Source organism: Photobacterium japonica (assembly GCF_050337005.1).
Classification (GTDB): Bacteria; Pseudomonadota; Gammaproteobacteria; order Enterobacterales; family Vibrionaceae; genus Photobacterium; species Photobacterium japonica.
In genome coordinates, this window is record NZ_JAKJSN010000026.1 from 21,445 (window position 1) to 34,909 (window position 13,465).

11 protein-coding genes and 1 riboswitch are annotated in these 13,465 nt (G+C 47.1%); of the genes, 3 read left to right on the plus strand and 8 right to left on the minus strand.

Annotated features, from left to right (window positions below):
- Positions 1 to 266 precede the first annotated feature (266 nt).
- Together L4C36_RS11480 and ribB are read left to right on the plus strand one after the other, a co-directional pair.
- Complete coding sequence (locus L4C36_RS11480) at positions 267 to 950, plus strand: hypothetical protein (RefSeq protein WP_428477940.1); 684 nt, start codon at positions 267 to 269, stop codon at positions 948 to 950.
- Positions 951 to 1,078: 128 nt separating this feature from the next.
- Positions 1,079 to 1,256, plus strand: a riboswitch (FMN riboswitch).
- Between the two features lie 125 nt (positions 1,257 to 1,381).
- Positions 1,382 to 2,059 carry a 3,4-dihydroxy-2-butanone-4-phosphate synthase gene (gene ribB, locus L4C36_RS11485; RefSeq protein WP_428477941.1) on the plus strand — a complete coding sequence of 226 codons (678 nt, stop codon included), beginning with the start codon at positions 1,382 to 1,384 and terminating at the stop codon, positions 2,057 to 2,059.
- Positions 2,060 to 2,693: 634 nt separating this feature from the next.
- Here ribB and L4C36_RS11490 read toward each other — a convergent pair.
- Both L4C36_RS11490 and L4C36_RS11495 read right to left on the minus strand, forming a co-directional pair.
- Positions 2,694 to 4,454: a bifunctional metallophosphatase/5'-nucleotidase gene (locus tag L4C36_RS11490; protein WP_428477942.1), complete on the minus strand. Its 1,761-nt coding sequence runs from the start codon at positions 4,452 to 4,454 to the stop codon at positions 2,694 to 2,696.
- A gap of 291 nt (positions 4,455 to 4,745) precedes the next feature.
- Positions 4,746 to 5,138, minus strand: a complete 393-nt coding sequence (locus L4C36_RS11495; RefSeq protein ID WP_428477943.1) for a VOC family protein — start codon at positions 5,136 to 5,138, stop codon at positions 4,746 to 4,748.
- 245 nt (positions 5,139 to 5,383) lie between these two features.
- On the opposite strand from L4C36_RS11495, the gene L4C36_RS11500 reads away from it, so the two are divergent.
- A complete protein-coding gene (locus L4C36_RS11500) occupies positions 5,384 to 7,066 on the plus strand; it encodes a DUF2813 domain-containing protein (protein WP_428477944.1) in 1,683 nt (560 codons plus the stop codon).
- Between the two features lie 42 nt (positions 7,067 to 7,108).
- Here L4C36_RS11500 and L4C36_RS11505 read toward each other — a convergent pair whose 3' ends face one another.
- The 6 genes from L4C36_RS11505 to L4C36_RS11530 all read right to left on the minus strand — a co-directional run bounded on the left by L4C36_RS11505 (position 7,109) and on the right by L4C36_RS11530 (position 13,454).
- Positions 7,109 to 9,109, minus strand: a complete 2,001-nt coding sequence (locus L4C36_RS11505; RefSeq protein WP_428477945.1) for an ATP-binding protein — start codon at positions 9,107 to 9,109, stop codon at positions 7,109 to 7,111.
- Complete coding sequence (locus L4C36_RS11510) at positions 9,099 to 10,214, minus strand: cytochrome-c peroxidase (RefSeq protein ID WP_428477990.1); 1,116 nt, start codon at positions 10,212 to 10,214, stop codon at positions 9,099 to 9,101. Before L4C36_RS11510 ends, L4C36_RS11505 begins: the two co-directional genes overlap by 11 nt.
- A 161-nt stretch (positions 10,215 to 10,375) precedes the next feature.
- On the minus strand, positions 10,376 to 10,885 hold the full coding sequence (locus L4C36_RS11515; protein WP_428477991.1) for a DUF3833 domain-containing protein: 510 nt from the start codon (positions 10,883 to 10,885) through the stop codon (positions 10,376 to 10,378).
- Positions 10,886 to 10,986: 101 nt separating this feature from the next.
- Positions 10,987 to 11,568: a chalcone isomerase family protein gene (locus L4C36_RS11520; RefSeq protein WP_428477946.1), complete on the minus strand. Its 582-nt coding sequence runs from the start codon at positions 11,566 to 11,568 to the stop codon at positions 10,987 to 10,989.
- Complete coding sequence (locus L4C36_RS11525) at positions 11,537 to 12,112, minus strand: DUF2878 domain-containing protein (RefSeq protein ID WP_428477947.1); 576 nt, start codon at positions 12,110 to 12,112, stop codon at positions 11,537 to 11,539. The genes L4C36_RS11520 and L4C36_RS11525 overlap by 32 nt, the downstream gene beginning before the upstream one ends.
- Before the next feature lie 97 nt (positions 12,113 to 12,209).
- The gene (locus tag L4C36_RS11530; RefSeq protein ID WP_428477948.1) at positions 12,210 to 13,454 is read right to left on the minus strand and encodes a class I SAM-dependent methyltransferase; all 1,245 of its coding nucleotides are present in this window, start codon (positions 13,452 to 13,454) and stop codon (positions 12,210 to 12,212) included.
- Between the last annotated feature and the right edge of the window lie 11 nt (positions 13,455 to 13,465).

Sequence of the window (13,465 nt, forward strand, 5' to 3'; positions counted from 1 at the left end):
CGTGTCATTAAAAAAGACCTATGCTCACCTTTATTCAACGTCATTCTTCTGGGTTACTGATTCTCGCGGCGTTTTGCGGTTTTATTTTTCCTGATGCCTCGGCCTCCGTTTTTCCTTCTTTGCCGTATGTCTTATTTTTTCTCATGCTTTTTACGTTAGTTGGAATACAACCACGTGAATTGATTCGCACCCTCCGGCAACGTTCTGTTTGGGGTTATGCGATATTGCACAGTCTCGGATGCACAGCATTAGGCACTGGCGTTGGTATGTTGTTTCACGCTTCCCCTTCCGTGGTATTAGCCATTGCGGGTGTCGCGGCAACGGGGTCACTTTTTGCTACGCCTGCCATTGCGCGCTCCGTCGGATTAGATCCCCAACGTGCAATGGCAATGACTATTGCGACCACACTGGTCATGCCGGTAATACTTTATCTCAACCTGTGTATTTTCCAAGATCACGCTTTCACTTTACAGTTATTCGAATACGTACAACGCTTGATCATTTACATTGTTGGTCCTATGGCCATTTCTGCCCTTATTTTCAGATTCGTTTCACCGGAGACTTTGCACCATGCCCATCAACGCTTATCGTCCATCACAATCTTGTTGGTCTTTACCTTTCCCTTCGGTTTAATCGGCCCGTTCCGACAAGCCTTCAACCAGAGTGCGCAAACCGCATTCACCTACTTATTCATCGCTTGCGTGTTGTGCCTGCTTTTTTTTGCGCTTGCATTCCTTTTCTATCGTCAACAAACACTGAATGCCGGCTTATTAGCCGCCCTGACCGCCGCTAATCGTAATGTATTACTCACTTATACCGTAGCAGGTAGCTATTTAGGGCCTGATTATGTGTTCCTTATGGCAGCAATCCAATTACCGACCTATACCTTACCGCTGATTGTGCGCGCAATCAGTCGCTATTACGCCACATCGCCTACCCCTTCGTCATGATGATCAGGCCAAGCACATTGTTGTCAGCAGGTCGATGATTTATTCATCAATTACTTATCAACATCAAACTAACGGGGACAAAAAGCCAGATTATCTTGCACCTTTTCAACAGTTTCTCTATATTTGCGAAGAATTCTCAGGGCGGGGCGAAACTCCCCACCGGCGGTAATCCATGTAGTTGGGGAGCCCGCGAGCGCTTATTACGCTGATTAAATCACGCAATAAGGTCAGCAGATCTGGTGCCGTATGTGCCTTACATACCTATTCCAGAGCCGACGGTCATAGTCCGGATGAAAGAGGATTTCAGCAAAGTGGTGCTTTATCTCTCTATGTTGAGGGATGCGCTGTTGTATCTGTACACCTGTACATTCAACGTTGCTGACTTTCCATGCCCTGATTCTGGTAATTATTATGAATTGGAGTGTCTTACCATGAATCAGTCTCTACTTACCCCTTACGGTACCCCTTTTGAGCGTGTTGAAGCGGGCCTTGATGCCATTCGTCGCGGCCATGGCGTATTGGTTGTTGACGATGAAGATCGTGAAAACGAAGGTGACATCATTTACGCCGCTGAAACCTTAACGGCAGAGCAGATGGCGCTGATGATCCGTGAATGTTCAGGTATTGTCTGCTTGTGTTTAACCGATGAGCGCGTTGCTCAACTTGAACTGCCAATGATGGTTGAAAACAACACCAGTGCGAACCAAACAGGCTTTACCGTGACGATTGAAGCGGCACACGGTGTCACAACGGGCGTGTCTGCGGCAGACCGCGTAACGACGATTAAAGCTGCTATTGCTGATGATGCAAAACCGTCGGACATTTGCCGTCCAGGCCATGTCTTCCCGCTAAAAGCCAATCCAAATGGTGTATTGGCACGCAGAGGCCACACAGAAGCAACGATTGATTTAATGCGATTGGCTGGATTGAAACCTTACGGTGTGCTGTGTGAACTGACCAATCCTGACGGCACCATGGCACGTCTGCCTGAGGTGATTGCCTTTGGTGAGCAGCACGCTATGCCAGTGCTGACGATTGAAGATCTTGCGGCTTATCGCCTTGCAAAAGAAGTCGCTAACAGCGAATCAGCGGAAGCCGTTACTGCTTAAGCATGGCCCATTATATATAAGCGTATTATTGCCTTTTTAGTGACTGGCAGACACTTCTGTCTCAGCTAAAAAGGCAATATTTTCGCGTTCCACTTACATCTTGTCTTTTTACATATTGCTTTTGTATCAGGCATTGCCTGCTTCCCAATTCATCGCCTACTTTTCGATTACCGTCTGTTATCTTTGATGTCCACCAGCATCTTAATGCAACTTAAATGGATGGCATCATATAGATCAGTAAACTCCATGCGGCTATCCAGCCCATTACAACGGCCATGTCTACCCAATCTCTCGTCATTCCTTTTCCCTCTCGTTAGCCTTTATTTTTACGTCTTACTTGTTTGAAGACCAACCTGTTATCGTCCAAAACCAGCATCTCTTTAGGGCTTTTTTCCTCTTTAATAATCATAGACAACACGGTCTAGAAAATTGGCGCATAGGCATGACAATGGAAAATAAATAATAAACAGCAACAGAACGTGGAAAAGTAAAGCATAAAGAGGAGGCAGAAGGTTTAACAGCCAGAATATAGTCAATGCTATTCTACGCGGGTATTAAAAAAGCCGGATCCTCAGACCCAGCTTAATTTTTTGTTTCTTGTGGTTTACTGCTTGTGATGTGTTGCTGCTATCGATTAAGCCACACTTTCATGTGTGCAATCACACGGATGGTAATCCACCAGCGTTTCTACAGGCGCAGAGAGTTCACCATGATGGCGAGCAAACGCTTCAAAGGCATCAGCCATCGTCACATTCAACGGAACCGGTTCTTTATGGCTATCCAGCAAGGCGTCATACCCTTCTTTACCCGTTGCGGTATATCCTGACGACACAGACACATACAGGGTCTCATCGTTAATATCGATCCATTGCCCGTCGCGTTTCAGTTGTAAATGCGCAATGCGTTCCCCTTGTGGCTCACAACATTGATAGGCATAACGCAAATGCGAGGTATAAGGAAAACTGCCGCTCCCCGTCCCTTCTACGCCATTATCAATCGCATTATTGATTGCGCCTTCTAAAGCCTGACGGATCTGCTTACCCGTCACTTTATACGTCATCAAGCCAATGGCAAACGGCAATAAACGCCCAGCGATATCGGCAGAGGTCAGCGGACCTTGATGTAAGGATGCGCGTACACCGCCTGCATTATGAATACCAAAATCAACCGGTACGCCCAATTCGCGCGCTTGCCAAACAAAACTATCCACCACCAGCGGCGCAATTTGACTAGGCCCTTTACTGTCTGGGATACGAGTATGACGTAATGGTTCGCTAACCTGCGCGACCAGTTGTGTTTGCAACTGACGCACGGCCGGACGGTAATGTTCGTTCAGTACGTTTTCAACCAGCGGATCTTTAATACAGAAACGCACCGAGGGTTCCGCCAGCAAATATTGCTTCACGGCTTCATGGCTGGTTTCATCGAGGTGCTGACTTCGACTGGCATCAAGGGTAAATTGGCGTCCGAGTAGAAGCTGATTGATCCCTCCAGCACGAGCCACGCTACCATCGGCATTGAAATCGATCTCCAGTTGCCCTAATGCCAGTGCATTACAACCGGCTTGCACCACGTAGGTATGATTGACCTGATGCGGATAGTCATCTGTGACGCCGTAACCAATGCGACTAAAATCCCCCAGCATGGTATGGGTATGCCCACCAATAATGGCACCAATACCGGTCACCTGTTGTGCCAGTTCCAAATCGCGGTCATAACCAAGATGACTCAGTACAATTATTTTATTGATGCCAGCCTGATGAATCGCCGCGATGGTTTTTGTCGCCACTTCAATCACATTATGAAAATGGGTATCAGGATCAGGGTTAGCTATCCCTGCCATATTTTCAATCGCCAGACCAAATAGCGCAATGGATTCACCATCAACGTCTTTAATCAGATAACGGGCATGATCCTGTTGCGCATCATAGGCAAGCACATTGGCTTTATGGGCTAAAGGATTCGGTTTATTCGGGTTCTCTTGTGACAGGTCCCAATTACCCGCAAGCAAAGGAAAAGACACATGATCCATAAAGTCTGCAACCACGCCATTGCCCATGTCTAACTCATGGTTACCCAGTGCCATGGCTTCTACACCCACCGCATTGAGTAAATGGGCATTCGCTAATCCTTTGTAGAGAGAAAAATACAAAGTACCTTGAAAGCAATCTCCCCCATGTACAAACATAAACTCACGCCCTTGAAGGTGAGCCTGCCTTTTGACATCTTTAACGGCAGATGAGACGCGCGAAAAACCACCACAACTGGCAAACACAGACATATCCGCATCCAACACATCACGCGGTAATTGCAGTGAAACCGAGGAAGGTTCGAAGTGTGAATGGGTGTCGTTAATGTGTGCGATCGTAATTTTCGCGGAGCGATGCTTTGTCATATACGTTTCAGTCTCTCCATCAGTACATTGGCTCCATGATATATCAAGATGCGTGAAATCTCAGTCTTTACCTTTCCCTTGTCATTCTGTTACATCGGTTGGTGATAACAATCATGCAACTTATTCCATGTTAACGCGATAGCGATGACCGAATGATGTCAGTTAAGGAGCAATGACACTACGACGTTTCGTAGAAAAGAAAAACCACGCAGTAAGGCGTGGTTTTTTGTCTTCAGCCGGGCATCTAACATCAATCGTTAATGCCGCCTATTCCTCATCGGGAATGAACGCTTACAGGTAACGGCCATGACGTTGCAAAAACTCAATTTTGTAACCGTCTGGATCTTGAACAAAGAAGAACTTCGCCAATAATTGACCATCACGGAAAAATTCTTTGATATCCGCAGGCTCATAACCCAGTGCCGCCAATTTTTCATGCTCAGCCTCAAGGTGTTCAACAGCAACAGCCAAATGGCCATAACCTGTACCGTGCGTGTAGGCTTCCGCGCCTTCGTTCCACGTCAATTCTAGCTCCATGTCGTTCTCTTCATTACGAAGATATACCAAGCTAAAGCCGTCGAAATCTAAACGCTCAGCCACATCCAGATCAAGTGCCGCTTTATAAAACTGCAAGGACTTATCCAAGTCAACAACACGTACCATAGAATGAATAATTTTAGCCATCTGACATCTCCAATTTGTCTAACGCCAAGGTATCAACCTGCACCACAATACATTTTCTATCAATTATTTATCGTGGTTTTTAACGCGCGCACTATAGCAACTCCCTTACCGGTCAACAAGGCACACTATCGCGATTTTCGACGGTCAGCTTTTCAATATTGTGACAAATACAGCGTCCCTTCCCATCGGTGTACGATAGGCTTAACGATACGGGGTAACCCGAGAGGAAAACGGCGAGGCTGACTATGAAGCTACAACGTATCGAAATTGCAGGATTTAGAGGCATTAAACGCCTGTCATTATCTTTTGATGAGTTAACCGTGTTGATAGGGGAAAATGCATGGGGTAAATCGTCTTTGTTGGATGCGCTGGATATCGCCTTATCGCCCTATGCTACATTCCATACCTTTACCTTCAATGATTTCCATGTCGACTACAGTGCAGGTCATGCCAAGATGCAGCATTTGCAAATCGTGCTCCATTGGCAGGAAGATTTCCCCGGCGAGTGCCGTGCCCGTCGTTACCGCGCTTTTTCGCCTGTATGGATAAATACACGCCACGCAGATAAAACGCCGACCTGCCAAACCCTGCTGTACCAAATATCCAGTGCGATTGAACATGACAAAGTGACAACACAGCATGCGTTCCTTGATCGCCATGGTGAGGTGATCCCCTTAGATGACAGTGAGAAGTTAGCCCGTCAGTTGATGGTTCTCCACCCCGTGGTGCGTATTCGCGATGCCCGTCGGCTTCGGGATGAACGGGTTACGTATCACAGTACCGAGCTCAACCATGCGTCATCGGATAAACGGAAAAACGATAATCAACGCATTGAGCGCCGTCTTGATAATACCTGCCGTCGATTAATGACACAGCCCGGCCATGTGAGCCAAGCCGAGATCAAAAGTAGTGTTAACGCCCTACATACTCTGATGGATCATTACTTCGCGTTTACACCTCATAATCGCCATCATGATTTTGACCGTGCGCATTTTCCGGATCGTGCACAATATGCCATGAACCCCTTAGAGCAATTGACACAACCGGAAACCAGTCGTCAAAGTCGCCTGGTACTAATGGGGCTCTTGAATGCCTTTATTCGCGCTAGGGGGCCTGTCGAGTTAAAACGCCTATCACGCCCTATCATGATATTGGAAGATCCCGAGGGGCGTTTGCATCCCACCATTTTGCATCAGGCATGGACCTTCATTACCAAAATGCCGATGCAAAAAATCTTAACGACCAATAGCCCCGATCTCACCTCTGTTGTCCCGCTCAATAGCATTAAGAAACTGATCAGAAAACCCGCCAAAACGCAGGTCTACGCCATTAACGATCACAACATCAGCAAAGATGAACAACGGCGTATTACCTTCCACTTACGCGTGCATCGTCCCAATGCGCTGTTTTCCCGTGCCTGGCTATTGGTAGAAGGAGAAACTGAAGTCTGGCTCTTTAATGAATTAGCGCGTATCTGCGGTTATAACCTTGCTGCAGAAGGCGTGCAGATAATTGAGTTTGCCCAGAGTGGTTTACGGCCACTGATTAAAGTCGCCCGCAGTTTGGGGATTGAATGGCATATGATTGCAGACGGTGACATGGCAGGCAGACGCTACGTAGACACAGTTCGCCATCTTTTACGGTCAGAGGCGGAGCGTCACCGCATCACAATGCTACCAAAACGCGATATTGAGCATTTCCTCTACTTTAATGGGTTTGAGCCGCTATTTCGTGAATTAGCCAACATTCCAACCGACTCCCCCATGCCCGCCAAAAAGATCATACACCGGGCGCTTAAGCGTCATGCCAAGCCCGATCTGGCGTTAGCGATGGTGAAATATATCGATGAAGAAAACGTCGACAATATTCCATTGCTGTTGCGCTGGGTATTAAAACGCATTGTCGCCATGTCACGCGGACAAAGCTAAACCGTTAAACCGCACGGACAGATGCAGCCACAACGTTAACGTTTACACAGGCACTGCCGGTTTAACGGTGACCGCATGTAACATGCCGAAACGCTCAATCTGATCGGCAAAGGTAGCAATGGCATCATTTAAACGGCAAGCCTGTAACGGTTTAGTCAACACACATTGCGCCCCACTGGTCATGAACGCATCATGAGTCTCTTGGAACACATCGGCCGTACAAGCAAAAATGACGGTCTGGATGTGCAGTTCTTGGCGAATGATCTTAATGGCTTCACTCCCTTGCATCTCGGGCATATGGTTATCCATCAATATCAAATCAAAACAGGTCTGCTTCAGTGTTTCTATTGCTTTAAGGGCATCAAGACAATGTGTCACCTTATGGCCTGCTTTTTCACAATATCGCCTCGCAACCATCGCATTCACGGCATTGTCTTCCACCAGCAAGATGTGCAACCCACATTTCGCCGCCTGGCTTTCATTCTCGTTTTTTGCGGTACTGGGGTTGGAAACATCAAGCGCTGAAATAACAACGTTCGGTACATCAGCACTCAAGTCAATGGCAAAAGGCAAGGTGACCACAAATTCACTGCCCACATTCTCTTCACTCGTGACATGGATAGTCCCTTGCATCAGACGGGTGATTTCTTTCACAATCGACAGACCCAACCCTGTCCCTCCAAACCGGCGGGTCGTGGAGTTTTCGGCCTGTTCAAACGGTGAGAAAATGGTGTCGAGCTTATCGGACGGGATACCCACGCCGGTATCTCGTACACTAACAGTAAGGTGGACGTTGGCATAACTAAACGCCACATCCACCCGTCCTTGCTCGGTAAATTTAATCGCATTACCAATCAGGTTAAACAGGATTTGTCTGAACCGTGCTGCATCCCCATACAGGTTGGTATGCGGTGGCAGAGCATTGGTTAAATCGAATGTTAGTCCTTTATTGCAGGCTAATGGGCGCAGCGTTGTATCCAATTGTATAATCACGCTATCTAATGAAAATTCCGTCTCCTCTAAGGTCATTTTTCCTTCCTCAATCTTAGAGAAATCCAAAATATCATTCAGTAACGTCAGTAAGTGTTGGCCCGAATCAATGATCACCTTAACCTGATCTTTAGTCTCTGGTTCCTGCGTTTCGGATTCGATAAGGTCTGCAATACCCAGTACCCCGTTCATGGGCGTACGAAGCTCATGACTCATGGTGGCAAGAAACACACTCTTTGCACGACTGGCCGCTTCCGCTTTGTCTTTTCCTTTTGCAATCTCGAGGTTAATACGCTGCAACTCTCTCAAACGCGCTTTTGTCAGCAAAAAGATAAAAAAAAGCAATAAGATAAGGAAACTGACAATGCTAAACGCATTCAAATCACGATAGAAAGCCTGCATTTTACCTACCTTTCTTTCAGACGCTTCCACAAAGCCCACGCTGCCTTCTGATAGTAATAAGCGATACAGTCTACGCTGCTCGGCATTCAGTTCGGTAAAAATCCGTTTGAACGGATAGTATTCTGCTTTTTTATCATGCAACGACTGATTGACCATATCGGCCAATAATGCATTAGACGGTTGTGCATCCAGCGCCACATCGTTTTTTTCATCAAGTACCACACGCAATGAGAGCAACGTGGATGACTTCGCCACACTGACGCCCACCAGCATATCAAGCTGTCCTGTCAGGGCGATCGCAAAAAGGCTAAAGTCCTCAACAATGGTGTTCAATTCATCATGAAACACCATATCAGGCAACCAAGCATAGCGTGCACCATGCTGCTTAATGGTTTCAACCTCATGCTCAATAATGACCAGTTCCGACGTTAACGCATAAGGCTGTGAGATACCTTGGTTAGTGGCAAGAATAATATCATCCCGTAAATGGATAAGATGGTGTCCCAAATCGGTCAAACGGAGTAAGTACGTGTCTAATTTCACGTTTTGTACATAGGCATATAATGAAAGCGGCAGCAAGATAAGTGACAAACCAATAAAGATCAGGCTGTAGCGCTTGGTTGTATTCTGTTTAATTGGATTATTGTTCATTTTCAAACTCCTCCAATATGGCCGGTCTTTCGCCAGTAAGGGCCTGCAAAAAGGCTTCRATGTCACTCAACTTCTGTTTATCAAGATCTTTACCCAATTGGCTTTTTGCCATGATTTGAATGGCATCCGTCAATGAGGCGGTTCGCCCATCATGGAAATATGGCGCGGTTATAGCAACATTACGCAAGCTGGCCACTCGAAACAGATTCACATCATGAATGGCTGACGTTAATTCATACCGCCCTTTGTCTTGCCTGTTACGTTCTTTACCTGTTGCCTCAATGCCAAAAAAACCAAATTTCATGACCATACTGCCCCCTACGTTGATGCCTTGATGGCAACTGACGCAGCCTTCTTTTTGAAAGGTTAGCCAACCCCGTTTCGCGGCAGGGGTGATGGCAGAGTCCTCTCCGCGCAGGTAGCGATCAAACGGCGCATTTGGGGTCGCTAACGTGCGCTGAAAATCCACTAATATGGTACGAATACTCTCCGCACTGACAACAAGCCCTAGTTGGTCAAAAGCCGCCTTGTAGCGCGGTGAATGGGAGACGTAATCCACAATTACAGGCCAATTGCTGTCCATTTCAAGTGGATTATGAATAGGTCCATCCATTTGAGCCCCAAGACTATTACTTCGGCCATCCCAGAAAAAACGCACATTATAGGCAACATTAAATACCGTCATTGAGTTTCGACTGCCTGCGCCGTTCACACCGGTGGATACCGGTATTTCTTCAGCACCGTTTATGGTGAGGTCATGGCATGTCGCGCAGCTGACCTTTCGATTGGAAGACAAATTGGGGTCATGGAAGAGTTGCCATCCGACTCGAGCACTATCAAGGTCATAGTCAGTAACAAAGGGAATGGGTTGGATCAGAGTATCTGTTCGCGGTGCCGTTGATAATTGAGTGCGAGTAGATTGTTCAGTGTCAGTGGATGGGGCTCGATGCAACTCCGAAGAAGAACGACCAGGTATCTTTCTCGCATGTGTCTCTTCAACATGCATAGAGGCATGAGTACGGGGATCCTCCCTTTGCAGGAGGAACCCACCGATAATCACACAAACCAACAAACTGAGAATAAGACCTAATACATATTTATTTATCTTCACTGTGCACCTAGTTTAATAATCTCCATTGTAAAACTAGGTGTATAGCAAAAGAGATAGCAAATTTATTTTTCTTTTATCTGCCTTTCATGTGATGTCACGTCGAAGTCGAACACTAAAGATGAAATAACCGCTTATGACTTCATGGCTTCATGGCTTCATGGCTTCATGGCTTCATGGCGCTCAAAGAACAAGGTGACTTGGCCGACGTCAAAACCAAATTTGGTCATCTTAGCCACATTGAACATACGCTTATCATCTTGCAGGTACATCCAATCATTAAAGTTGATGTCATACGTGGTGTCGCCCACTGGCACGCGCAACACATAACGCCAATTAAGGGCATTACCCACAACCCGCCCGCTGGCTTGACCCACCACATCGCCTGCTTCGCCGATATAGTGGCCCTCATGCGTTTCGGTGATAATCCATACTCGGCGTTGCTTTTCGCCGTCATCAAACACAAAGTCTTCTTCTAGGGTTAACTGCTTCCCTTTCACCGTGCCTTTAATGGCAACTTCAAAGCGACGCGTTTGCTTGCCGCTCCGATCTTGCAGCATGCCCCATGCACTCACTTGACCATCAAAATAACGAAACAGGTCTAACTTTGGGGTGGCATCGTGATAATCATCTATGGACGCTGAACACCCAAACACACTGATCGCCATAATACCTACCCAACACCATTTAATGAGATGCGTTCTAAGCGCGTGAATCGTTGACGCATGAGCCGTTAATGAATCCATAAATCTGCCTTTGATTCTGTGTCTTACTTTTTCATGCCAATTAACTGCTGGCGAATAGTGGGGTATGACGTGTTGGGCGACAGCCAAATATGCATAAACGACTGTGACATTTCTTTATCGTTCAATACCCCTATTTGGCGGTTATCACGATAGAAACGTCCTTGCTCTTGCTGTAACACATAGATCAGCCGATCACCTTTTTTCACATCCGGCCAAATCTGCTCCAACGTCCGCAACCATTTGTCACGTTTCGCTCGGCTAATACCCAAATGTCGCCATTGATCATCCGTCGCCTCAATCAGATCGTCTTTATCAATATCGCGTTGATATTTGATCACCAAGGCGAGATCTTGATCCTGACTGCGAAATGTCCCGCTGGGGGAGCGCAATTCAGAATCATAAATGACCCATGGGCCCCACGTTAAACTGGCATCACCAATGGCTGGCCATGCTTGCCACGCCGATGTTGCTGAGGCGGATACTGGCAAGCATGAAGCGGTGAAAATGGTCACCGCACAGAACGCAGTTGCTATCGCGTGCCCTGCCTTTGACGGTGATTTATCGCGCATACGCTTATTCATGCGGTGAGTGAGATAAGTGAGCATGGTCATGCCTCCGTGAAACCCGTTCTGTCAGCCAAATCAACACGGCGCCCATGGCCGTCCAAGTCACCAGCAAGATACTGAACGTGATCCCCGTACCATAAGGCCACGCGACAGCATCCAGCCGGAATCCAGCAAAGTAACTCATGGTGCCGCCAATCCCGAAGGCCATTAGCACTAACACCTTGGGATACCCAAGTACCGTTTCACGCACCACCCACACAAACGAACCAAACCCAATCCAAAGCGTCATCAACCAAAGTGGAATCGTTTTCTCTGTCACCCCATCCAACACTTGGGTGAGCGCTGACATTGGCGCGTCTTGGGGTTTATCAAAAGCGAAGATGCCCCCATGTAGCCACAAAGTATCAATAACGATACCGAGCACACCCACCAACAACCCAAAGGATGCTGATCCTGTGTAGCGCCACCAGCACAACACAATCAACGGCAAGGTTAGCCACAGTGTTTGGTTTTGCCCCAATACCGCCAAAAACCAAAATACGTTAAACACGAGGCCAACAAAGACCCATTCTTTCACAGTCATGTTGTTCTCCATATCGGTGTACGGCGTAAAAAGACAGCGTAGGTTGTGACGCACAAGGCTCAACATGGATCACGCGTTCCCTTTCACGCGTTCCCTTTCATCCGTCTTCTCGCCACCCTTGACGACTTGCCAACAACTGGACGGTACTGATACTGCGTTCACGGAATCCGCCTTCGCAGTAGCAGAAGTAAAAGCGCCACATCCGAATAAATCGCTCATCCAGTCCAAACGCGGCCATCTGATCGATCTGCGCCTCAAAACGTTGATGCCAATCCGACAAGGTTTTTGCGTAATCCATCCCGATGTCTTTAATGTCTCGAATCACAAAATCCGTGTGTGCCGTTAACTGTGATGACAACACGGTGATAGAAGGAAGAAAGCCACCTGGGAAAATGTACTTCTGAATAAAATCGACCCCTTTGCTGTAACTGTCATAACGCTGGTCAGCAATGGTGATCGCTTGAATCGCAATTAATCCGTCTGGCTTCAACAGCGACTGACACTTATGCAAGTAGGTCGTCAGGTACTCTTTTCCAACCGCTTCGATCATCTCAATAGAAACAATCTTGTCGTATTCCCCGGTCAGATCTCGGTAGTCTTCCAGTAACAGCGTAATGTGATTGCTTAACCCCGCCGCTTCAATTTTTTCCTTAGCCCACGCATGTTGTGCGTTAGAAATCGTGGTGGTAGTGACACGACATCCGTAATGCTTCGCGGCATGTATCGCCATTGCCCCCCAACCCGTACCAATTTCCAGTAAGTGATCGGTCGGTTGCAAATCAAGCTGTTGACACAATCTGTCCATTTTATTGATTTGCGCCTGTTCTAACGTTGTTGCTTGGCTGTCGTAAATGCCCGCCGAATACAGCATGTTGCTGTCTAAAAAGGTACGGTAGAAATCATTGCCGAGATCATAATGGGCGAGGATATTTTTCTTGGCAGCCGTTTTATTGTTTCGACGAGAACGGTGAAGCCATTTTTCGCTCAGCTGCGTTATCCAACCCACTTTGGCTTCAATGTTATCTAGAACAGGCAGATTACGTGCAATCACGCGGATCACTTGGGTTAAATCCGGAGAATCCCACCAACCATCGATATAGGCTTCAGCGGCAGCAATGCTACCTCCGCGCAATACGCGCTGATAAAAACCGAGATTATTGACGATAATATGCGCCTGGCACGCCGCCTCGTGATCACCGAACTGGGTGGTTTCACCGTTATATTCCGCGATGGTGATACCGACGCCGTCTAGCTGTTTCAAAATGCCAAAAATTACCTTTTTGGCCACGTTATCAGCAACGGTCACGTCGAACGTTAAAGTATTTGCTTCACTTTTCAGCATTGGAACATCCT

Bases quoted from the DNA above. Each gene is read 5' to 3' on its own strand.
- L4C36_RS11480 (WP_428477940.1), top strand. From the start codon at position 267: ATGTTGTTTCACGCTTCCCCTTCCGTGGTATTAGCCATTGCGGGTGTC.
- ribB (WP_428477941.1), top strand. From the start codon at position 1,382: ATGAATCAGTCTCTACTTACCCCTTACGGTACCCCTTTTGAGCGTGTT.
- L4C36_RS11490 (WP_428477942.1), bottom strand. From the start codon at position 4,454: ATGACAAAGCATCGCTCCGCGAAAATTACGATCGCACACATTAACGAC.
- L4C36_RS11495 (WP_428477943.1), bottom strand. From the start codon at position 5,138: ATGGCTAAAATTATTCATTCTATGGTACGTGTTGTTGACTTGGATAAG.
- L4C36_RS11500 (WP_428477944.1), top strand. From the start codon at position 5,384: ATGAAGCTACAACGTATCGAAATTGCAGGATTTAGAGGCATTAAACGC.
- L4C36_RS11505 (WP_428477945.1), bottom strand. From the start codon at position 9,109: ATGAACAATAATCCAATTAAACAGAATACAACCAAGCGCTACAGCCTG.
- L4C36_RS11515 (WP_428477991.1), bottom strand. From the start codon at position 10,885: ATGGCGATCAGTGTGTTTGGGTGTTCAGCGTCCATAGATGATTATCAC.
- L4C36_RS11520 (WP_428477946.1), bottom strand. From the start codon at position 11,568: ATGCTCACTTATCTCACTCACCGCATGAATAAGCGTATGCGCGATAAA.
- L4C36_RS11525 (WP_428477947.1), bottom strand. From the start codon at position 12,112: ATGACTGTGAAAGAATGGGTCTTTGTTGGCCTCGTGTTTAACGTATTT.
- L4C36_RS11530 (WP_428477948.1), bottom strand. From the start codon at position 13,454: ATGCTGAAAAGTGAAGCAAATACTTTAACGTTCGACGTGACCGTTGCT.